The sequence below is a fragment of the Ruegeria sp. BA12 genome, from assembly GCF_056539625.1.
In genome coordinates this window covers 164,347-185,030 of sequence record NZ_JBQFVF010000004.1, presented here as the reverse complement: position 1 = coordinate 185,030, position 20,684 = coordinate 164,347, and the positions used below count along the sequence as shown (strand labels likewise).

Genomic DNA, 20,684 nt, shown 5'->3' with positions numbered 1-20,684 from the left:
GTGACCAGCGCAGAAGACAAACAAACTGCGGATCCGCTTGCTTAGCCGAGGATGAATACCCTGCGCGCCTTATCCCAGACCAGCCCTGTACGATCTGCGATTTGCTGCATCTGCTTGTTTAGGGACCGATCATTCAAACGACGACTCAGTGACCGCAAGGGAACAAGGTTACGCTCACCATACCCATCGATCAGAAGAAACATCCGGGTCTGACCGCGCAACCCGTAGACGATGTTTTCCGCGTGGATGTCACGGCCCACAATCTGCAGTTCGAACAACTTTTCCACAAAACGGTTGAGGTCACCCAGCATCTGATCGCTCAGCCCCTGCTGTCGGCACATCGACAAAAGATGGTTCGCAAGCTGGCCATCGCTGGATTGAATCCGTTCAACCACAACCCCCGGCCCGACATCTGTCTGCACAACGCCGAACGACCGTGCCAATGGCAGCTGCGCGATTTCCTCACCGCTTTTCAGCGCGGCTTTCATCTCACATTCGATCTCTTTCAAGGCGTTGCGAAAGGCGGTGTCCGGCAATATCCGCCGCACCAACCGTTTAGAGAACGAGCGGTTCCGGCGTGTACGGGGCCGTGTCACCTTGATCAAAAGCGCGGGCTGATCCGGGTAGGCATACACATTTCTGTGGCCGCCTTTTGCCAGTGGCTCCTGATCCGATAGCCGCAAAAGCTGCACTGCATATGGCATCCGGCCTCCGTTTCGCGCGGCACCTGCCACTCTGTCAGCTTTGTGCCTGGCTGCCGGACAGCACAAATTTGCAATCACAGTACGGACACTCGACCCAACCGATATCCCCGGGGATTTGCAGCCAGACGCGCGGATGGCCCAATGCGCCTTCCCCGCCGTCACAGGCGACACGGGCGGTTTCGACGATCTTGGTTTCCGGCGCTTCGATTGTCACGGCTGGCGATCCTTCTTCGGTTGTCGGCCTCGCGGGCATGCATTAGGTGCGTTTATGAGCGATGAGCAAACCGGGGGCAAGGGTCACATGGCCGATGCGGCAATCAGGATCGAAGGGCTGCGCAAAACCTATCGTGGCGGCAAGGGCCAGCCCGAGAAGAGCGCATTGAAAGGCATCGACCTGACCGTTCCACGAGGGTCAGTCTTTGGCCTGCTGGGGCCGAACGGGGCCGGAAAATCGACCCTGATCAACATCCTGGCCGGGCTGGTGGTGAAAACCTCGGGCCATGTGTCGATCTGGGGCTACGATCAGGACCAGAGCCCTCGCCAGTCCCGTGCTGCCATTGGCGTGATGCCGCAGGAACTGAACCTCGACCCGTTCTTCACCCCGCGCGGTGCGCTTGAGGTACAGGCTGGCCTTTACGGCGTGCCCAAAGCACAGCGCCGCAGCGATGAGATTCTGGAGCTTGTTGGCCTCAGCGACAAGGCCGAGGCCTATGCGCGAACCCTCTCGGGCGGGATGCGGCGGCGGCTGCTGTTGGCCAAGGCGCTGGTGCATCATCCTAAGATCCTTGTGCTGGATGAACCGACGGCGGGCGTGGATATCGAACTGCGTCAGATGCTGTGGGCCAATGTGCGCAATCTGAATGAACAGGGCATGACCATCATCCTGACCACGCATTATCTGGAAGAAGCACAGGAAATGTGCGACGAGATCGCCATCATCAACCACGGCGAAATGATCGCGCAGGACAGCACCGCCAACCTGCTGGGCCGGGTGGACAGCCGCACCATGGTGATTGCTCCGGACAGCCCGATTGTGAATCTTCCCACAACTGAAGGCGTCGAAGCCGCTTTGCGAGACGATGGCACCCTGGTATTGAGCTATCGCAGCGCCCAGACCAGCGCCGAACAGGTTCTGGAATCCGTACGCTCTGCCGGCATTCGCATCCGCGATGTTCGTACCGAAGAAGCGGATCTCGAGGATGTCTTCCTCGCCCTCACCTCATCCCGCGCGAATGAAACCCCGGCGGACGATCAGGATCAGCCGCGCCGGGGCATGCACCGGGTCAAGCTTTAGACCCGGTCGATTCGGGCCTGGTAGCAATTGTTTCGCGCGGATCGGACGTGGATATAGCTCACATCGGGGCGGGCAAAGATATCCCTGACCGCAGTGGCAATCTGGTCTGTGGCTGTGATCGCTCCGGTGCCATAGACGATCCGGTCATCGGTTCCGTAGCCCTTGATCAGATAGTCGGGTGACGTGGTCAGAATTTCAGGCAGCCCTTTCCCCTCGTACCGCTCACACTGTGCAGCGCATAGAAATATCGGACCCGTTTCCGCGTAAGGATGTGTCTCTAGAAAAGGCCGGTGCGCCAATATCAACATCTCTTCGCCCTCAGGAATATTCTGCAGGCAATGGCGGCATGGATTGCCTGTGCCTGTGGATGTCGCGCGCTCTGGCGTGGCGCCATAAGCATCCGGGTGACCAGCCTGAAGGGCGCGCACTTCGTCGGTTGCCAATGCGGTGATCTTGAACATTTTGCGTCTCCTTTTGCCCAATCATGCCCACCCGGAAAATCCCAATCGACCCGTTTCCTGCGCAAAGGACTCGAAAAAGAACAAAACGTGAATATAATATGGAATCGCCATGTATGCCGAACTGTCGATCACGTCGAATTTTACCTTTCTCACCGGGGCTTCACATCCCGAGGAATATATGGAGCGTGCCGTCACCCTTGGCCTACCGGCCATCGCGATTGCCGATGACAATTCGGTCGCCGGAATCGTCCGTGCCCATACCCAAGCGCGCGAAATCGCCCGCAAGGTACGTGAACGGCTGGAGTGGGAAGCGCAGAACACCTCTATCGGCCCACCTTGCCCCGATCACATCCCCAAACCGCTCTCTTACCCCATCCACGCGGTGCCGCGCCTGATCCCAGCGGCGCGGCTGATCTTTACCGACGCGCCCACCGTCACCGCCCTACCCCTGAACCGGCAGGGCTGGGCCAACCTGTGCCGTATCCTGTCCAAAGGCCGCCTGCGCGCCGAAAAGGGCGACTGCATTCTACAGCTGTCCGACCTGTTGGAATTCTCCGACGGTCTCCACCTGCTGCTCTGGCCACAGGCGACACCGTCTCCGGGCGGCGCGAACGGATGGCGGACACAGGCGCAACAGCTAACGCGCCGCTTTGCCGGGCGGATGCATCTGCTGATGCATCCCCGGTATGATGGTGCAGATACTGTCTATTTCTCTTTATTAGAGACTGAATCAAAGCAACTCGGCATTCCCACCCTAGCCAGTGGCACACCGCTGATGCATCACGGCACCCGTCGCAAGCTGGCCGATGTGGTGACCGCCATCCGCCTACGCCGCAAAGTCGATGAGCTCGGTCGCGAAGCGCTGGCCAACGGGGAACAGCGCCTGCGGTCTGAGGCCGAGATGCTGCGGATATTCAAAGGCCACGAAGGCGCGGTCACCCGCGCCCATCAACTCAGCGAACAACTAACCTTTTCTCTGGACGAGCTGCGCTATGAATATCCCAGCGAAGGTAGCGAACAGGAAACCCCGACTCAACGCCTGCACCGCCTGGCGCATGAGGGTTTAAAATGGCGCTATCCGGCGGGCGCGTCGGAAAAGGCGCAAAAGATGCTGGCGCATGAACTGACCCTGATCGGCAAGCTGAAATACGAACCCTACTTCCTGACCGTGCGCGACATCGTCCATTTCGCCCGCTCACGCGGTATCCTGTGCCAGGGGCGGGGCTCGGCGGCCAACTCGGTGGTCTGCTTCTGCCTTGGCATCACCGAAGTCAGCCCCGAGATGGGCACCATGGTCTTTGAACGCTTCGTGTCCGAGGCCCGCGATGAGCCCCCCGATATCGACGTCGATTTCGAACATGAACGGCGTGAAGAGGTGATCCAGCACATCTACGACCGCTATGGCCGCCACCGTGCGGGTCTCTGCGCCACCGTGATCCACTATCGCGGCAAACGCGCCATTCGTGAGGTCGGGCGGGCGATGGGCCTGACCGAAGACACCATTTCAGCCTTATCCTCACAACTCTGGGGCTTTTTCTCTGCCGCCGGGCTCGAGGCTGAACGCATGCGCGAAATCGGTCTCGACCCCGAGGATCGCCGCCTAAAACAGACTCTAATGCTGGTCTATGAGATCAACGGCTTTCCCCGCCACCTTTCACAACATGTCGGCGGTTTCATCATCACCGAGGGGCGTTTGGACGAGCTGGTCCCCATCGAAAACGCCACGATGGAGGACCGCACGGTCATCTGCTGGGATAAGGACGACATCGACTCTCTGGGTATCCTCAAGGTCGATGTCCTCAGCCTCGGAATGCTCACCTGCATCCGCAAGGCGTTTGACCTGATCGGCCAACACCACCAGACCAGCTATACGCTGGCCACCCTGCCGCCCGAGGACCCAATGGTTTATGACATGCTGTGCAAGGCAGACAGTATCGGCGTGTTTCAGGTAGAATCACGTGCGCAGATGAACTTTCTGCCCCGGATGCGGCCCCGCAATTTCTATGATCTGGTGATCGAGGTCGCCATCATCCGCCCCGGCCCCATCCAAGGCGACATGGTCCATCCCTATATCCGCCGCCGCAACGGAGAAGAGGAGGTCAGCTTCCCCTCGGACGCGTTGGGCGAGGTGCTGGGAAAGACGCTGGGCGTACCGCTTTTTCAGGAGCAGGCGATGCAGATCGCCATTGTAGGCGCGGGGTTCACACCCGAACAGGCCGACCGCCTGCGCCGTTCGCTGGCGACCTTCAAGAAACACGGCAATGTCAGCGAATTCCGCGCGCTGTTTTTGCGCGGCATGAAGCGCAACGGCTATGATGACGAATTCGCCGAGCGCTGTTTCTCACAGATCGAAGGCTTTGGGTCCTATGGCTTCCCCGAAAGCCACGCCGCCAGCTTTGCGCTGCTGGTCTATGCCTCGGCCTGGATCAAATGCCATCACCCGGGCATCTTCGCCTGCGCGCTGCTGAACTCGCAGCCGATGGGGTTCTATGCGCCTGCCCAGATCGTGCGGGATGCACGCGAACATGGGGTTCAGGTGCGCCCGGTCTGCATCAATGCCAGTTTCTGGGACAATGTGATGGAACCCGACGGCCATGGCGGGTTGGCCCTGCGGCTGGGGTTTCGCCAGATCAAAGGCCTTAGCGAGGAAGACGCCAGCTGGCTGACCGCCGCGCGCGGCAACGGCTACCATCAGGTCGACGATGTCTGGCGTCGTGCGGGCCTTGGACCGTCGGTGATCGAACGACTGGCCGAAGCCGATGCCTTCGCCGCCTGCGATCTGACCCGGCGCGAGGCGTTGTGGCAGGCCAAGGCGATTGCCACCGCGAAACCGCTGCCGCTGTTCTCGCGGGATCTGGAAGGCGAGGCGCTGGATGAACCCGAAGCCTACCTGCCGCAGATGACACTGGGCGAACAGGTGGTCGAGGATTACGTCGCCACCCGCCTCAGCCTCAAGGCGCATCCGGTGGCCCTGCTGCGGCATATTCTGACACCGGACCAGCGCGACAAAACCACCCCTGTAGCGTAACCCCTGAACCGGCTATTGACCGCGAACAGAATCGAAACCCCGAGATCACCCATGTCCAGACCACCCCTGCCTCCGCGATTTCCCGCGACTCCCGAGCAAATCAACGCGCAGGTCAGCGCTTTCTATGCGCGTGTCCGGGAAGACAATGTGCTGGGGCCAATATTCAACCGACATGTCGATGACTGGCCCGCGCATGAGGAAAAAATTGCCGCCTTCTGGCGCAACGCCATCCTGTTCGAGCGTAGCTATGACGGCAATCCACAGCGGGTTCATATCGAGCGGCCCGATGTAAAACCCGAATTCTTCGCCCATTGGCTAGATCTGTTCGAAGAGGTCGCCACCCGGATGCTGCCACCGGAAACCGCCATTCCCTGGGTCGCCTTGGCGCGTCGTATCGGTGTGGGGATGAAAGCGGGTGTTCAGTCTGCCCGTCAGCCTAAGGACGCGCCGCCGATCCTGCGATGATCGGATATCATACCGGCTTTGACATGTTAGCGGTAAAATAGGGGCTATCAGACTCTGCAAAATGGGTTTATGCAGCGCGAATAGACAGCCCGAGATCACTCCGTGCCGTCCTAAACACCGCACATCACCCGAGGCCAGACTCATGAGCACTCAAAACACCACCCTCCGGGGTCTTGGCTATGCGTTTGCGGGCTTTGCAGTTTTTGCGAGCCATGACGCACTGATCAAAGTGCTGGGCGGGACCTATTCGGTGATGCAGATCATCTTTTTCGCCACGCTGTTTTCCTTCGTGCCGATGGCGGTGACAATCCTGACCGACCGGACAACCGGGAACTTCCTGCCCCATCACCCTTGGCTGGTACTGCTTCGCTCGGCCTTGATGGTTTCGTCCATGGTCTGTGCTTTCTATTCCTTTTCGGTTCTGCCGCTGGCTGAGGTCTACTCGCTGCTGTTTTCCTTCCCGCTGATCGTCACCGTCCTGTCGATTCCGATTTTGGGAGAGGTCGTCCGCGCCCAACGCTGGGCCGCTGTCGGCATCGGCCTGATCGGCGTGCTGATCGTCCTGCGTCCTGGCGCGACCGATATCACATTGGGCCACCTCGCCGCCCTGACGGCCGCGTTCTGCAGCGCCTTTGCATCCGTTCTGGTGCGCAAGATCGGGAATGAGGAACGCTCGGCCGTATTGATCTTATACCCGATGCTGCTGGCCATTGTGGCGATGAGCCTTGCCCAACCCGCCGTGTATCTGCCGCCCTCGCTGCTGCATCTGGCAATGATGGCGCTGGTCGGCGTGTTCTCGGTGATCGCCCAGCACCTGATCATTCTCGCCTATCGCGCCGCGCCTGCGGGCGTTATTGCCCCCAGCCAGTACAGCCAGATCATCTGGGCCACGATTTTTGGCATGGTTTTCTTTGGTGAACGCCCGGACATCTGGGTGGCGGTTGGCGCAAGCGTCATCATCGCGTCCGGTGTCTATGTAGTCTGGCGCGAAAGCCGCACCAACACCACCTCGGCCAACACCCCTGTTCTGCGGGTACGGTCACCGCGGTCAGATACCGGGGCGTCACGGCCGGGGGAGTAAGGGCAAAAACACGCAAATTCAGGGATCTCTGACAGCCTTTTTCAGCTGTCCTTATGCCTGATCATAAAGTGGCCGTTCGCCCCTTTTTCTTCAAATTTTCCGGTCGCACGCACCAAATCGCTCAACCTCTTGTAACCGTAAGTACGGGAATCGAAATCCGCGTAGATTTTGCTGAGTTGGCTGCCAACGAGCCCAAGCCTAACCCATCCGTCTGGCTCATCTGTGTTCCGAACCACATTGTGAATCAACTGGAAGGCATGGTTCAGATCATATTTTGTTTTTTGGGGGGCCGCAGTCTCAGCCGGCTGGCTGACTGATGCAGTTTTTTCGATATTCTCAACGTAAATAAATCTATTGCACGCTGTGACAAAGGCTTTGGGTGCCTTACGTTCTCCAATACCAAAAACATCCAATCCCTGTTCCCGGATCCGACTAGCAAGTCGGGTGAAGTCGCTGTCAGACGACACCAGAACAAACCCACCAAACCGTTCCGAGTGCAGAATGTCCATGGCATCAATCACCAACGCGATATCGCTGGAGTTTTTACCGGATGTATTGGCAAATTGTTGGTGGGGAACAATGGCGTATTTGGCCAATGACTTAGCGTCCCAACCTTGTGGCGACCCGTTCGAGAAATCACCGTAAATGCGCCTCAGGCCAGCTTCGCCTAAAGTAGCTATTTCTTCAAAAATCTCTTCGGCATGTTTTGCGGGCACGTTGTCCGCATCAATCAGAACCGCAAGGCGGTCTGTCCTTCCTGTTGTCACCTCAATCCCTCAACTATAAATTTTATTCGTAACATGGAATGTAATGACAAAAAGGGCGGGCAAAAGCCCACCCTTTCAGATTTTTCAAGTTTTATCAGTAAACAACCACCGACCGGATGCTCTCACCTTTATGCATCAGGTCAAAGCCGTGATTGATGTCGTCCAGACCCATGGTGTGGGTAATCATCGGGTCAATCTCGATCTTCCCGTCCATGTACCAATCAACGATCTTGGGCACATCGGTCCGGCCCCGCGCACCGCCAAAGGCGGTGCCGCGCCACGACCGGCCTGTGACCAGCTGGAAGGGGCGGGTCGAGATTTCGGCACCAGCAGGCGCTACGCCGATAATGATCGATTCTCCCCAGCCCTTATGCGCCGATTCCAGCGCGTCACGCATCACACCGACATTACCGGTGGCGTCGAATGTATAATCCGCACCGCCCTTTGTCAGGTTGACCAGATAGGAGACCAGATCGCCCTCGACCTCTTTGGGGTTCACGAAATCGGTCATGCCAAACTTGGTGGCCATTTCCACCTTGGACGGGTTCAGGTCAACGCCAACGATCTGGTCAGCTCCGGCCAGACGCAGGCCCTGGATCACGTTCAGGCCGATACCGCCCAGACCGAACACGATGGCGCGGCTACCAATCTCGACCTTGGCGGTGTTGATCACCGCGCCAATACCGGTCGTCACGCCGCAGCCGATGTAACAGATCTTGTCGAACGGAGCGTCCTCACGCACCTTGGCCAGCGCAATCTCGGGCAGGACCGTGTGGTTAGCGAAGGTCGAGCAACCCATGTAGTGCAGGATCGGATCGCCATCCAGCGTCGAAAAGCGCGAGGTGCCATCGGGCATGAGGCCCTTACCTTGGGTTTCGCGGATCGCCTGACACAGGTTAGTCTTGGGGTGCAGACAATATTCGCATTCGCGACATTCCGGGGTGTAGAGCGGGATCACGTGATCGCCCGGCTTCAGGCTGGTCACTCCCGGGCCGACCTCGACCACCACGCCCGCGCCTTCGTGGCCCAGAATGGCGGGGAACAACCCTTCGGGGTCAGCACCCGACAGGGTGAATTCATCGGTGTGGCAAATGCCGGTGGCCTTGATTTCCACCAGAACCTCGCCCGCTTTGGGGCCTTCGAGGTTTACTTCCATCACTTCCAAGGGTTTGCCGGCCTGAACGGCGACGGCGGCACGGGTACGCATATCGTTGTCTCCCTGTCTTCTTTGCCCCGACCCTGCGTCAATCGCAGAGGGTTTTCAACTGCGCTTTGGTGACAGATCGGCTAATGATTTGATATTGCAGAAACGACATTGCCGCAAAGAGGAACGCCAATGCGCCGATTTATTCCGATTTTGATCTTGCTGGCCGCTTGTGCCGAAACGCCACCCGCACCGGAAGACGCCCGCCTTGCACCCGAAGCCGCACCGGTCGATCTGGCCTTTTGCGAGGGTGAACCCTTTGGCGATTCCATTGGTCAACCGGTTTCGACCATTCAGGGCCAGCTGCCTGAACGCGCGCGTGTGTTAGGGCCGGATGATTTGGCCACGCAGGATTACCGCATCGACCGGTTGAACGTGTTCGTCAATGACGCCGGGATCATTCAGCGTCTGACCTGCGGGTAGGCGTGGACTCGGGGTATGATTCTACGGTAAGAACAAAATGGGAACATTTTGATGTCTGCCGATGCCCAAACGACGAATACTCTCACTCTGGTTTCCCCGTCTGGGGGCTGAACGGCTGGTCCGCGCTGCGCGGGGCCTGCAGGATGGGCCTTTGGCCGTGGTGGCCGAGCAGGCGAACATGCAGGTTGTCACCTCGCTGAATGCACAGGCTCAGGCCGCCGGGTTGCGCGTGGGTCAGCCGGTGCGCGATGCCCATGCCATGTGCGCGAATCTTGTGACGCGCCCTCGCAATACCCCCGCCGAGACCGCGTTTCTAACCGCTTTGCGCCGCTGGGCAGGCAAATTCAGCCCCTGGGTGGCCGAAGAATCACCGGACGGGCTGATTGTCGACCTGTCGGGCTGCGCCCATCTGTTCGGCGGCGAAGAGGCGTTGCTGAGCGTACTTGAGGTCGACTGCGCCGATATGGGCCTGAGCGTACAGATGGGCATCGCCGACACGCTGGGCGCGGCCTGGGCGTTGGCGCGATACGCCGGGCAAGAGGCCACATCCGACCGCAACGGCGACGCCATCAGCCAAGAGGCCCGTGCCACCCGTGCCCGCGCCACCAAACGGCGGCACTGGACCAAAGGTGGCGCCGCGCCGCAGGTGATGGCCTTGGGTGGTGGCGCGCGGATTGCAGCGCCGGGACAATCCTATGGCGCGCTCAGCCCCCTGCCCATCGCGGCGCTGCGGTTGGAGGATCAGACCGTGGCGCAGTTGAACCGGCTGGGCCTGCGCCGGATCGGCGATCTGTTGGGCCAGCCGCGTGCCAGTTTGGCGCGGCGGTTCGGGCGGGGTCTGGTGCTGCGGTTGGATCAGGCCATGGGCAGCGCGCCCGAACCGGTCTCGCCCGCCCGTCCGCCCCATCGCTTTGCGGTGCGGATGACCCTGCCCAACCCAATCGGTCTGATCGAAGACGTCATGGCCGCCATTGATCGGATACTGCCCACGCTTTGCGCAAAACTGGAGGAGAAAGGCCGCGGCGTTCGCACCCTGCGGCTTGAGGCACATCGCGCCGATCAGGCGGCTGAGATTATCGAGGTTGGTCTGGCCCGCCCGACCTTTGACAAATACCGCATTCGCCCTTTGTTAGAGATGAAAATCGACAAGATTGATGCAGGTTATGGCATCGACATGCTGCGGCTTGTGGCGGTCCAGACCGAGCCTATCCACGCCCGCACCATGGCGGGTCATGCCGAGGCCCACCGCGCCGTGCGGGATCGGCTTGAGGGCAACACCGCCGTCGACGACCTGATCGGTAAGCTGGGCGCACGCGTGGGGCTGGAGGCGATCACGCGGCGGCACCCGGCGGCCTCACATATCCCCGAGAAGACGGCGCAGACGCTGGCCGCAGCCTGGTCGGAACCGGCGCATGACTGGCCTGCCCCTCCGCGTCCCCGCCCCTTGCAGATGTGGCAACCCGAACCGGTGATGGCGCCGGAAACCCCGGACGTGCCCAGCGCCTTTCGCTGGCGTGGGCGCGACTGGCAACTGGCACAAGCCACGGGCCCGGAACGCATTGCGCCGGAATGGTGGCTGGACGATCCCAACTGGCGCAGCGGCGTGCGCGATTACTGGGTGGTGGTGACCGAACAGGGCGAGCGGCTGTGGCTGTTTTATGGCCATGGCGGTACCATGTCGGCAGGATGGTTTTGCCAGGGACAGTTTTGTTAGAGTCTATTTTCCACGATAAACCAGCCAATCAGGCAGATAGTCGATCAGACGCACCAGCCAGGAAAATGGTGCTGGAAAATCAGTACGGAATCGGCGACGTGACATCGCTTTGACCACCCGGTCCGCTGCATCCTCGGGCGTCATCAGCATCGGCATCTTGAAAGTGTTCTTCTCGGTCAGGCGGGTCTTGATAAAGCCCGGATTGACGATGCGCACCGTTACCCCTGTGCCCGCCAGGTCGAACCGCATGGTCTCGGCCAACGAAACAAGTGCTGCCTTGCTGGCCGCGTACCCCACCGCCGCGGGCAAACCCCGATACCCCGACAAAGACCCGATCAGCGTGATATCCCCCCGACCCCTGCGTACGAACCTGCGTACAACCTCACCCAGAACCCGCAGGGCACCCGTGTAATTCACATCCGTCATCGCCAGCACGGCCTCGGAATTCCAATCGGCAGAGCGCATCGGTTCATAAGCTCCGGCGTTATAGACCAACCCGTCCACCTCTCCGGCCTCGACCGCGGCACGACGTACAGCGTCCAGATCTGTCACGTCGCACGGAACAGCTTGCGCATTTGGCAGGGCAGAACAAATCTCGGTCAGACGCTCGGTATTGCGGGCAGACAGGATCAGATGTGCGCCCTGACGGCTCAGCGCCTCGGCCAAAGCACGGCCCAGCCCTTCGCTGGCGCCAACGATCCAATAGGTTTTTCCTTCAAAGCTGCTCATGCCCTGACCAATACAGTTGTGTCTAAGATTTTACGGCCAGAGCGACGCACTGGATCAAAACTCCAGCCGTGACAACATAGTGCTTTTGCGAAAAACTTCTAATCCGATTGATCCACCCCGGCATTTCCTGCGTATCCTATTGTAAAATGTCGCACAAAGAGGATGGCATGTTCGACGAAACCCGAGGCGTACGCAAGAAAATCGCGGTAGTAGGTGCAGGTATCTCAGGTCTGTCGGCCGCTTACTATTTGTCAAAAAACAACGATGTGACCGTGTTCGAAGCCGAACCTCGGCTGGGCGGCCATGCCCGAACCGTCATGGCAGGCAAAAACGGCGACCAACCTGTCGATACCGGTTTCATCGTCTTCAATTATGCCACCTACCCCTATCTGACGCGCCTGTTCGATGAGCTGAACGTGCCCGTCATCAAATCCGAGATGAGCTTTGGTGCCACCATCGACAACGGCCGCATTGAATACGGTCTGAACAACCTGCGCACCCTGACGGCGCAGAAACGCAACCTCGCGCGGCCTGCCTATTATAAGATGATCGCGGACATCCTGCGCTTTGGCAAAGAAGCCCCCGAAGCCGCACGTGACGATGACACCACGATCGGAGAGCTGGTCGATCAGCTGCGTCTGGGTCATTGGTTCCGCCACAATTACCTGATGCCGATGTGCGGCGCGATCTGGTCCACTCCGGTGGAGTTCGTGGATCAGTTCCCGGCCCGCTCGCTGGTACAATTCTTCCGCAACCATGCCCTGCTGGCCAGTGGTCGCGCCAATCAGCATCAATGGTACACTGTCAAGGGCGGCAGCATCGAATATGTCCGCCGCATCGATGCCGCGTTACGTGAGCGCGGGTGTGAAATCCGTCTGGCCTGCCCGGTTGAGCATATTCAACGCGGCGATGCCGGTGTGACTGTCCACAGCCAAGGTCAGGTTGATCTGTTCGACGAAATCATATTGGCCACCCATTCCGATCAGTCCCTTGCCATTCTGGGCGAGACCGCAACAGATGCGGAAAGAGCTGCGTTAGGCTCTATTCGTTACCAACCGAACACGGCTATCCTGCATTGCGACCCAAGCCAGATGCCCCGCCGTCGCGCGTGCTGGTCCAGCTGGACCTACCGTTCGCAAGCGGGGAATGTTGGCGTGACTTACTGGATGAACCGACTGCAGAATATTCCAGACAGCGATCCGCTGTTTGTGACGCTGAACGCATCTTCGGAAATTCCTGCGGGTAAAATCTATGACAAGGTCGAGTTTGCCCATCCGGTGTTCGACAAAGCGGCCCTGAAAGCTCAGGGGCAAATCCGCGAGATGCAGGGACAGAACCGAACCTGGTTTGCCGGGGCTTACAACCGGCATGGATTTCACGAAGACGGGATTGCCAGCGCGATGCATGTTGTTGAGCGCCTTAACGGCACCCCGCACACACTCGGAGCTGACAATGGCATTCCTGCACAAGACCCGGCCATCCCTGCCTCGGCTGATCTCTGATACCTGCCGCGCTGCACTGTTTTCTGTGATCGTGCTGGCCCCGGGCGGGTTGGCCGCGTCACCGATCACCCAGACGCTGACTGATGCGCAACTCAGAGGCAGCGCAACCTTCCGGTTTTTGGGCATGCCGATCTACGAAGCCAAGCTGTATACGCCGCAAGGCAGCACGCTCAATTGGACGCAGGACTTTGCATTGCAGCTGACCTATCGCAAATCCCTGAAACAGAAAGCACTGGTTGAATCGACGTTGGATGAGATGGCTCGACAAGGAAACCCTGCCCCGACGCAGGCCCAGTTGCAGAAGTGTTTTCAGGCGGTTAGCAAGGGCGACAACTATATTGCAATCTCGGAAGGCCCGAACAAAGTTGGATTTTGGCGAAACGGCCAAAAGACCTGTACCCTGTCCTATCCCGGCGCCAAAAGCGCCTTTATGTCCATTTTTCTGGGCGACAACACCCGATCGGGCAGTTTCACCCGGCAATTGAAGGGCGGATGATGCTGTACCCGCGTGTCAGTCTGTATGCGCTGATGCTCGCTGCGGCGGGGATACCGCTATATATCCATCTGCCGCGATTTGCTGCCGTTAATCTTGGTATCGGGTTGGGTGTGATCGGCACCGTTCTGCTGGTGATCCGGTTAATCGATCTGGTGCAGGATCCGCTGATTGGTTGGGCCATAGACCGATGGCCAAACGCGCAACTGCTGTTTGCTGCGACCGCTGCGATTGGTTTGGCGATCGGGTTTCCAATGCTGTTTGGACTGCCGCCGGGAACAAATATTGCCTTATTAGTCTCTGTTTTAATTCTACTATTCTCAGCCTACAGCTTAGGCACCATCCTGCTTTACGGTCGCAGCGCGACGCTTGCCATACAGCCAGAGCCGAAAGAGTTGATAAGATTGGCCGCATGGCGCGAAGGCGGGCAGTTGACAGGCGTCATCCTTGCAGCCAGCGCCCCAGCCTTCTTCGTAGGATTCGGAGCCAGCGCGCAGGGCTATCCCGCCTTTGGCCTGTTTCTGGGCCTGATCGCGATCTTCACCCTGACCCTGACGATCCCAATCTGGCGCCGACCCCCGATTACTGGCGATGGCCTGTCGTTCAATGGGCTCGCACAAGCTGGTGCGCTGCGCTTGCTGCTGCTGGCGCTGGTCAACAGCTTGCCAGTGGCCATCACTTCGACCCTGTTTTTGTTCTTTGTCGAAGATCGCCTGCAATTGCCGGGAAAAGCCGGACCACTGCTGATCCTGTTCTTCCTCAGCGCCGGGGCCAGCGTTCCGCTTTGGGCAAAGCTGGCTAACCGGATTGGCCCGAAACGAACACTGATCATCGCCATGCCCCTGTCGATCGCGGGATTTGTTGGCGCAGCTTTGTTGTCCGCCGGTAATCTGACCGGGTTCGCCGCAATCTGCCTGGCCTCGGGCGCGGCACTGGGGGCGGATATGGTGGTGCTGCCCGCGATGTTCTCAGTCGCGCTGACGCGGGCGGGGCTGAACGCATCCGCCGCATTTGGCATCTGGTCATTCGCTGGCAAGCTGGGCCTCGCGCTCGCTGCCTTTTTCACTCTGCCGCTGCTGGAACGCAGCGGGTTCACCCCAGGACAGGCAAACTCGGCCGAGGCGTTGCGGACGCTCACCCTCGCCTATGCCGTGCTGCCCTGCATCCTGAAACTCGGCGCGTTCGGGCTGGTCCTGACGTTGCCTTCTGAGGTCTCAGCCAAATGACTATCGTAGCTATCCTACTGCTTGCCATCCTTGTTCTAGTTGCAGCTCAGCGCCGGTTCCTAAGCTTTCGCTCGCAATCCCCTGCCGATTACAGCGGCACCGGGCCTGCCTTTAAAATGAAAGAAGTCCTGAACGGCGAAATCCTGTCCGAAGGGCTGGTCTATGGCCCCAATGGGAAGATGTCGAACAGCTTTGTCGCCCGTATGGTGGGGAAATGGAATGGCAACACCGGCACGCTGACCGAGTATTTCACCTATTCCAACGGCAAGAAGATGACCCGCAAATGGCATCTGACGCTGGGCACGGGCAACACGTTTACCGCGACGGCAGAAGATATCGTCGGTGAGGGTCACGGCACAATTTCGGGATCGACCGTGAAGCTGACTTATCGGATCATCCTGCCCCAAGACGCGGGCGGGCACACACTGGACGTCACCGATTGGATGTACCTGACCGAGAACGGTGTGATCATGAACCGGTCCGAGATGCGCAAATTCGGCATCAAGGTCGCTGAACTGGTCGCCACCATGCGCCCCGCGCCCGAAGCTAAAGCTGCGCATGTCAGCGGTTCAAATGGCTATGACACCGCGGCAGAAACGAGGACCTTGCAATGACGCCCCGCCGCATCCTGATCGCGGCCCTTGCCATCGCGGGGCTTGCCGCGCTGACCGCCTGTTCCGCCAAGCCGCGCCTACCTAAAAGCTTTCTGTCCGACCGGCAGTTGAACCTTGAGGAGTTCTTTGAAGGCAAAACCGTAGCCTATGGTCAGTTTCAGGATGTTCTGGGCAATGTCCCCCGCCGATTTACGGTGGATATCCAAGGCACCTGGGATGGTGAAACCCTGACCCTGATCGAGGATTTCGTCTATGACGACGGCGCCACCGAACAACGCATCTGGACCCTGATCAAAACCGGTCAGGACACCTGGTCCGGAACTGCGCCTGGCGTTCTGGGCGCTGCCAGCGGGGTCGAGCGTGGTGATACCTTCAACTGGACATACAAGATCGATCTGCCGGTCAAGGACGGCACCATGCGGGTCAATTTTGACGACTGGATGTGGCTGCTAAGTGATGATCGTCTGCTGAACCGCGCCTATGTTTCGCGATATGGCGTACGGCTGGGCGAGGTCATCCTGTTCTTTGAAAAACAGTAGGCCACCAAAAAGGGCGAACCTAAAGGCCCGCCCTTGAATCTAGGTCAAACAGGTCACTTTAGAAGTTGAACCAGACACCAAAGTCGGCCTGAATCCGGCCGTCGTCGTCACCGTCTTTAACTTCGCCAACGGCACCACGCAGTGTAGCGCCCGCACCCAGATCATAGATGGCGCCCACACCGATGTTGCGCGTGTCATTATCGGCCGATCCGTCACCATAGACCAGCTGCAACGTGGTCGCTGCACCCAGGTTATAGGCGACCGAGAAACCGTAAGCAGTGCCGTTTTCATCATCATCGGCCACATCGTCGTCCGCCAGGAACAGCGTTCCGTAGAAGTCATTGAATTCGGCACCTAAAGTGAAGACGGTCAGGCTTTCCTTTTCGACACCATCACCTTCATCGGTTTCACCATAAACCAGCGAGGCGGTGATGTTGTTGAAAGTATAAGCCGCACTTACGTCCCAGCGGTCACGGTCCGTGGTTGCGCCAGTGCCATTGTTTGCAAAGATGGTGTTCTGGTCGTAGGACGCCGAAACAGCAAAATCACCAACGGTGTACTGGAAGAACACGGCATTGTCGCCCGAACCGGTCGATTCATACTCGAGGAACGAGTAGTTCACGCCCGAATACTGACCCAGAAACTCTTCCAGGCCGGGCTCGGTGCCGAAATAGTCATCCAGGTTGTCGAATGATCCGGCCACGTTGCCGGCGTCAACACGTAAGCCACCATAGATAACAGAGAACCGCGCGCCGTTCAGACCGGCGTTGTTGGCTTCACCAGTGTCGGAGTCTTCGTCGGCCTGCAGACGAACACGACCTTCAAACCGAACGCCACCGTCAGTTTCCGTGAAACCGTCAATATTCAGACGGAAACGTGAGATCAGGATGGCCTCGTCAGAATCTGCCGTGAATTGGTTTACCGTACCATTGGCTGTGGTGGTGGTCAGTGTCGTGTTCTGACGGTCCTCAAGGTAACCAATACCAAAACGGCCATAACCGCTGAGGTTGATGCCGGATTCGGCCGCTGCGATGCCTGCGGTTGCAATTGTTGCGGTCGACGCAAAAAGAAGTTGTTTCATGATAAGTCCATGAGAGTGAGAGGAGTTTGGCTACAAAGTGTGGCTGAGCGCCTAGTCGAACAAATCGCGGGCATGCTCAACAGGGCCCGCGGACATTCGAACGTCTTGCCCTCGGCTTGCGTTGCAACTTTGCACAGGTGAAATCAGATAAACTAATTTTTATTGTTTATTTTTAGATAATTAGCATAGCTTCCAGAAGCCGTTACAAAAAGTTGATCGCAGAAAAAGGCCGCGACCTCTTTAATTTAAAGAGACTGACCCAATAGCCGTAAATGGTGTTTTCGATACTCATGCCAACGCCTTACGGCCACGCTGATCGGTAAAATTCAACGCTTTCGAATATACCTGCTCAGCCTGCCAAGCTCTTCGGCAGATCAGTTGCCGTAATAGACAAAAGACAGCGACCGGCTGACACCTCCGGGCGGTTTCGGAAAGGGTGAGGCCGCTGCCACCTGTGCCTTGGCTGCCCGTTCAAGATCCGGTGTGCCGTTGGTATCCACCACTTCGACATAATCCAGGGTTCCGTCCGGCTTGATCACGAAAAACACCCTCGCAAAGCCCCGCGCTGCTGTATAGACGATCGGCGCGCGGTTCAGGTGAACCAGAACCTCTCCGGCATAATTCGTCCGGTCAGAATTTCCGGGCCCACGCCCGCCTGAGCGCCTGCCGCTATTGCCCGATGTAAACCTGTCGACACCCCGGCGTGCGTATGTGGTCAGGGGGGATTCAATTTCGCGCGATGGATACCGAAGGTTGCTGAAATCCCGCACGCTACGCAACACGTCCCGCGGTTCAGACTGTGGGCGACGATCCGGCAGTTGTGGGCGGATCGAAGAGGCCACGGCCAGCTCTGATCCTTCGCTGCTTTCCTCTGCCTGCGGTGCGGATTCGGCTTGGGCTGCGGGAATATCGGGCTCGACCGCCTCGCTTTCGGTGGGGATATCCGGCGCAACTGATGGCAATACGTCTTCCGACGGGTCCGGCAGCGCGGCAAGCTGCTCGGCCTCAACCGGTTCAGGTGCCGCGGCCTCAGTAATCGGCTCGGTCACCTCGGGGTTGCTTTCTGGGGCTTCGACAACCTCGGCAGTTTCTACGTCCGGAGTTTCTTCCACCTCGTCACTGGCGCTCTGGTCGCCATCCGTGGTCTCTTGGGGTTCGGGGGCTTCTGACTCGACCGGTTCGGGGGAAACGGGCTGCAACACTTCTGAGGTGCCCGTATCGGGCGCAAAGGTTTGTTGGGGATCGTCCGAGGCCACATGCACTTCGCTGGTTGGAATCTCGGCAGGTTCGGGCGGGTCTTCGACCGGAGGTTCAGGCGTTTCCTCCGGTTCGGGTTCAACAGGTTCAGCGACGGCTTCAACCAGATCTTCGAAACTGTTGCCCAGTTCAACCCTGTCGGGTGTATCAGTGTCACCTGATTGTCCGGTCAGTCTGGGTGCGGTCAGGCTTAGCCCCGTCAGATGCAGCAGCAGCGACAGAAGCGCGGCCAGAACCGCAATGACCACCGACCCCCGGATCATTCTAGCGCCTTTTCGGTCACGACAAACACGGATACGGCGCCCAATCGCCGCAGTTCAGCCGTCACTTCCATCAGCCGAGCGCCCGGCGCCTCGCGATCCGGGACGATGCGTACCGGTCCGGGGTCGCGCCCTGTCATATAGGTTTCGGGGTCCATCGGCGCGCCGCGAAAGCTGAGCGTTCCGTTCCGGTGCAACACCAATGCGTCGGGCGGTTCGCGGCCTTCCAACTCGGACGTGTCGACCAGATTCAGATCAGGGTCCAGCGGCGTGGCCACCGTTCCCGCGATCAAAAAGAAGATCAGCATCAGGAACACGACATTGATCAGCGCAATGGTCGAGTCGCGTTTGCGGCGGGGGCGGCCAGGACGGATCATTCCAGCACCAGAACGCTGAGGCCCTCGCGCCCGCGCAGCAAAACCAGCAGGTCCACCAGCCGCTGCGCCGTCGTGTCAGGGTCCAAACTGACCAGCACCTGCCCGGTCTTCACCTGTGTGGTCAGGTCCGCAAGCGTGACCGGAGTACCGTTCAGAACCAGCCTTTCTTCTCCCAGCTGCACAAAGGCGCGATCTTGAGGTGTGTCCGCGGTCGGGTTGCCCGCTGTGGCAGCGCTCAGCTCGATCTCGCCATATTTGGAAAAGGTCGAGGTCAGCATGAAAAACAGCAGCAACAGAAAGATCACGTCGATGAGCGGTGTCATCGCCAGTGGTCGCCTGACAAAGGGTGCGAGGTTACGCATGTCCGGGCGTGGCCGCCATGCTCTGTGCGTCCTCGGCCAGCGGGATGGCCTGCCCCGGCACCAGTACGGTGCGCAGCGCCTTATCGGCGAACACCCGTTCCCGTGCGGTGCGGCTTTCGAACCACGACAGCACCATCGAGGTCGGCATCGCCACCGCCAGGCCCACCGCAGTGGTCACCAGCGCCACCCAGATACCACCCGCCAACAGCGACGGATCAACCGAAGACCCGGCGGTTTGCAGACTGCGGAACGCTTCGATCATGCCCAGAACCGTACCAAACAAACCCAACAGCGGCGCCAGCTGCGCCACCGTATCCAGCAGACGGAACCCACGTTCAAGCCCGGCCAGCGCCAGCCCCGCCTCGGCATCCAACCGTTGATCCAGACCGGGTGCGTCCGGCGCATCCATCGCCACGCCGACCAGCGGCGCAAGATAGCTGTTGCTTTTGGCCAGTCGCGCGCGGGCGGCTTGCTTGTCACCGGCATCCCAAGCGTCCAGCGCCTGCGACAGCACCCGGTGCCGACCAACACCCGAGGCGGCGAATTGCCAAAGCTTGTAAAGCGTCACCGCCAGCGTCACCACGGACATGGCGATCAGGATGGCCACAACCGGCCCGCCCAGGGCCAGAATTTCACGCAGGGCGTCAAGAATACTCATCCCAAAAGCTCCACTTCAGTACGGCTGCGCAAGGTTGGTGTCTTGTCGCAGATTTCGCTGTCAGCACCGTCGACGGTACAGCCGCTTAGCCCATTGATCAGAACCCGCCCAAGATTTTCACAGGCGATGTCGCGTACATCAAACTGGCGCACGCGGGGGCGTTCCGCTGGCAGGTCCCGAAATCCAAAAAGGGTAAAGCGTTCGAACACACCAGCGGCATCGAAAATCACCACCTGATAATTGGCAGTGTCGATCGCCGTTGCAGTTTCGTTTTCGACCAGAAAGGTCAAACGGCAGGCGCCTTCGACATCTTCAGTCGCGTTCAGCTCGACCACCAACCCCGGCGCATCCTTCGCCGTTTGGGCCTGAGCCGCAAAGGGCAGCGTGCTAACGATGGCAGCAAGGGCCAAAGGGCGAAACTTCATGAATACGCTCCCAATTGTTT

General features: G+C 59.2%; 23 protein-coding genes. 11 read left to right on the top strand and 12 right to left on the bottom strand.

Annotation, left to right across the window (positions count from 1 at the left end):
* Positions 1 to 41: 41 nt before the first annotated feature.
* Complete coding sequence (locus ACR0B0_RS10410; RefSeq protein ID WP_480647660.1) at positions 42 to 704, bottom strand: YrbL family protein; 663 nt, start codon at positions 702 to 704, stop codon at positions 42 to 44.
* 34 nt (positions 705 to 738) lie between these two features.
* Positions 739 to 918 carry a zinc-finger domain-containing protein gene (locus ACR0B0_RS10405; RefSeq protein ID WP_480647658.1) on the bottom strand — a complete coding sequence of 60 codons (180 nt, stop codon included), beginning with the start codon at positions 916 to 918 and terminating at the stop codon, positions 739 to 741.
* Positions 919 to 1,005: 87 nt separating this feature from the next.
* Between ACR0B0_RS10405 and ACR0B0_RS10400 the strand changes: the two genes are divergently transcribed.
* Positions 1,006 to 1,998 carry an ABC transporter ATP-binding protein gene (locus tag ACR0B0_RS10400; protein ID WP_480647798.1) on the top strand — a complete coding sequence of 331 codons (993 nt, stop codon included), beginning with the start codon at positions 1,006 to 1,008 and terminating at the stop codon, positions 1,996 to 1,998.
* Here the strand turns inward: ACR0B0_RS10400 and ACR0B0_RS10395 are convergent.
* Entirely contained in the window at positions 1,995 to 2,459 is a 465-nt protein-coding gene (locus ACR0B0_RS10395) for a DUF1203 domain-containing protein (protein ID WP_170410922.1), read from the bottom strand. The genes ACR0B0_RS10400 and ACR0B0_RS10395 overlap by 4 nt on opposite strands.
* 109 nt (positions 2,460 to 2,568) lie before the next feature.
* On the opposite strand from ACR0B0_RS10395, the gene ACR0B0_RS10390 reads away from it, so the two are divergent.
* The 3 genes from ACR0B0_RS10390 to ACR0B0_RS10380 all read left to right on the top strand — a co-directional run bounded on the left by ACR0B0_RS10390 (position 2,569) and on the right by ACR0B0_RS10380 (position 7,033).
* Positions 2,569 to 5,487, top strand: a complete 2,919-nt coding sequence (locus ACR0B0_RS10390; protein WP_480647656.1) for an error-prone DNA polymerase — start codon at positions 2,569 to 2,571, stop codon at positions 5,485 to 5,487.
* 51 nt (positions 5,488 to 5,538) lie between these two features.
* On the top strand, positions 5,539 to 5,952 hold the full coding sequence (locus ACR0B0_RS10385) for a group III truncated hemoglobin (RefSeq protein WP_480647654.1): 414 nt from the start codon (positions 5,539 to 5,541) through the stop codon (positions 5,950 to 5,952).
* A gap of 142 nt (positions 5,953 to 6,094) precedes the next feature.
* Positions 6,095 to 7,033, top strand: coding sequence for a DMT family transporter (locus ACR0B0_RS10380; protein WP_480647653.1), 939 nt, complete (start codon positions 6,095 to 6,097; stop codon positions 7,031 to 7,033).
* A gap of 41 nt (positions 7,034 to 7,074) precedes the next feature.
* Here the strand turns inward: ACR0B0_RS10380 and ACR0B0_RS10375 are convergent, their stop codons facing one another.
* Positions 7,075 to 7,800: an NYN domain-containing protein gene (locus ACR0B0_RS10375; protein ID WP_170349692.1), complete on the bottom strand. Its 726-nt coding sequence runs from the start codon at positions 7,798 to 7,800 to the stop codon at positions 7,075 to 7,077.
* Between the two features lie 94 nt (positions 7,801 to 7,894).
* Positions 7,895 to 9,007, bottom strand: coding sequence for an S-(hydroxymethyl)glutathione dehydrogenase/class III alcohol dehydrogenase (locus tag ACR0B0_RS10370; RefSeq protein WP_170349691.1), 1,113 nt, complete (start codon positions 9,005 to 9,007; stop codon positions 7,895 to 7,897).
* Positions 9,008 to 9,136: 129 nt separating this feature from the next.
* On the opposite strand from ACR0B0_RS10370, the gene ACR0B0_RS10365 reads away from it, so the two are divergent.
* A complete protein-coding gene (locus ACR0B0_RS10365; RefSeq protein WP_170349690.1) occupies positions 9,137 to 9,427 on the top strand; it encodes an I78 family peptidase inhibitor in 291 nt (96 codons plus the stop codon).
* A gap of 61 nt (positions 9,428 to 9,488) precedes the next feature.
* Positions 9,489 to 11,141, top strand: a complete 1,653-nt coding sequence (locus ACR0B0_RS10360) for a DUF6504 family protein (RefSeq protein ID WP_480647651.1) — start codon at positions 9,489 to 9,491, stop codon at positions 11,139 to 11,141.
* A gap of 3 nt (positions 11,142 to 11,144) precedes the next feature.
* On the opposite strand, the gene ACR0B0_RS10355 is transcribed toward ACR0B0_RS10360, so the two are convergent.
* Positions 11,145 to 11,870 (bottom strand): SDR family NAD(P)-dependent oxidoreductase, encoded by a 726-nt coding sequence (locus tag ACR0B0_RS10355; protein ID WP_480647649.1) that lies wholly within the window; start codon positions 11,868 to 11,870, stop codon positions 11,145 to 11,147.
* Positions 11,871 to 12,037: 167 nt separating this feature from the next.
* On the opposite strand from ACR0B0_RS10355, the gene ACR0B0_RS10350 reads away from it, so the two are divergent.
* From ACR0B0_RS10350 to ACR0B0_RS10330, 5 genes are read left to right on the top strand one after another with little or no spacing between them, the layout of a single operon-like run.
* Positions 12,038 to 13,372 (top strand): NAD(P)/FAD-dependent oxidoreductase, encoded by a 1,335-nt coding sequence (locus ACR0B0_RS10350; RefSeq protein WP_170396702.1) that lies wholly within the window; start codon positions 12,038 to 12,040, stop codon positions 13,370 to 13,372.
* On the top strand, positions 13,323 to 13,868 hold the full coding sequence (locus ACR0B0_RS10345; protein ID WP_170349686.1) for a hypothetical protein: 546 nt from the start codon (positions 13,323 to 13,325) through the stop codon (positions 13,866 to 13,868). The genes ACR0B0_RS10350 and ACR0B0_RS10345 overlap by 50 nt, the downstream gene beginning before the upstream one ends.
* On the top strand, positions 13,868 to 15,091 hold the full coding sequence (locus ACR0B0_RS10340) for an MFS transporter (protein WP_170376714.1): 1,224 nt from the start codon (positions 13,868 to 13,870) through the stop codon (positions 15,089 to 15,091). The genes ACR0B0_RS10345 and ACR0B0_RS10340 overlap by 1 nt, the downstream gene beginning before the upstream one ends.
* The gene (locus ACR0B0_RS10335; RefSeq protein ID WP_480647647.1) at positions 15,088 to 15,705 is read left to right on the top strand and encodes a DUF3833 domain-containing protein; all 618 of its coding nucleotides are present in this window, start codon (positions 15,088 to 15,090) and stop codon (positions 15,703 to 15,705) included. Before ACR0B0_RS10340 ends, ACR0B0_RS10335 begins: the two co-directional genes overlap by 4 nt.
* Complete coding sequence (locus ACR0B0_RS10330; protein WP_480647645.1) at positions 15,702 to 16,244, top strand: DUF3833 domain-containing protein; 543 nt, start codon at positions 15,702 to 15,704, stop codon at positions 16,242 to 16,244. Before ACR0B0_RS10335 ends, ACR0B0_RS10330 begins: the two co-directional genes overlap by 4 nt.
* Positions 16,245 to 16,302: 58 nt before the next feature.
* Here the strand turns inward: ACR0B0_RS10330 and ACR0B0_RS10325 are convergent, their stop codons facing one another.
* The 6 genes from ACR0B0_RS10325 to ACR0B0_RS10300 all read right to left on the bottom strand — a co-directional run bounded on the left by ACR0B0_RS10325 (position 16,303) and on the right by ACR0B0_RS10300 (position 20,664).
* Entirely contained in the window at positions 16,303 to 17,325 is a 1,023-nt protein-coding gene (locus ACR0B0_RS10325) for a porin (RefSeq protein WP_170360912.1), read from the bottom strand.
* 374 nt (positions 17,326 to 17,699) lie between these two features.
* Positions 17,700 to 18,845, bottom strand: coding sequence for a TonB family protein (locus ACR0B0_RS10320; RefSeq protein WP_226689059.1), 1,146 nt, complete (start codon positions 18,843 to 18,845; stop codon positions 17,700 to 17,702).
* Complete coding sequence (locus ACR0B0_RS10315) at positions 18,842 to 19,219, bottom strand: ExbD/TolR family protein (protein WP_170515635.1); 378 nt, start codon at positions 19,217 to 19,219, stop codon at positions 18,842 to 18,844. The genes ACR0B0_RS10320 and ACR0B0_RS10315 overlap by 4 nt, the downstream gene beginning before the upstream one ends.
* Complete coding sequence (locus ACR0B0_RS10310) at positions 19,216 to 19,542, bottom strand: biopolymer transporter ExbD (RefSeq protein ID WP_480647642.1); 327 nt, start codon at positions 19,540 to 19,542, stop codon at positions 19,216 to 19,218. The genes ACR0B0_RS10315 and ACR0B0_RS10310 overlap by 4 nt, the downstream gene beginning before the upstream one ends.
* A 31-nt stretch (positions 19,543 to 19,573) precedes the next feature.
* The gene (locus ACR0B0_RS10305; RefSeq protein ID WP_170349679.1) at positions 19,574 to 20,239 is read right to left on the bottom strand and encodes a MotA/TolQ/ExbB proton channel family protein; all 666 of its coding nucleotides are present in this window, start codon (positions 20,237 to 20,239) and stop codon (positions 19,574 to 19,576) included.
* On the bottom strand, positions 20,236 to 20,664 hold the full coding sequence (locus tag ACR0B0_RS10300) for a hypothetical protein (RefSeq protein ID WP_170349678.1): 429 nt from the start codon (positions 20,662 to 20,664) through the stop codon (positions 20,236 to 20,238). Before ACR0B0_RS10300 ends, ACR0B0_RS10305 begins: the two co-directional genes overlap by 4 nt.
* Positions 20,665 to 20,684 lie beyond the last annotated feature (20 nt).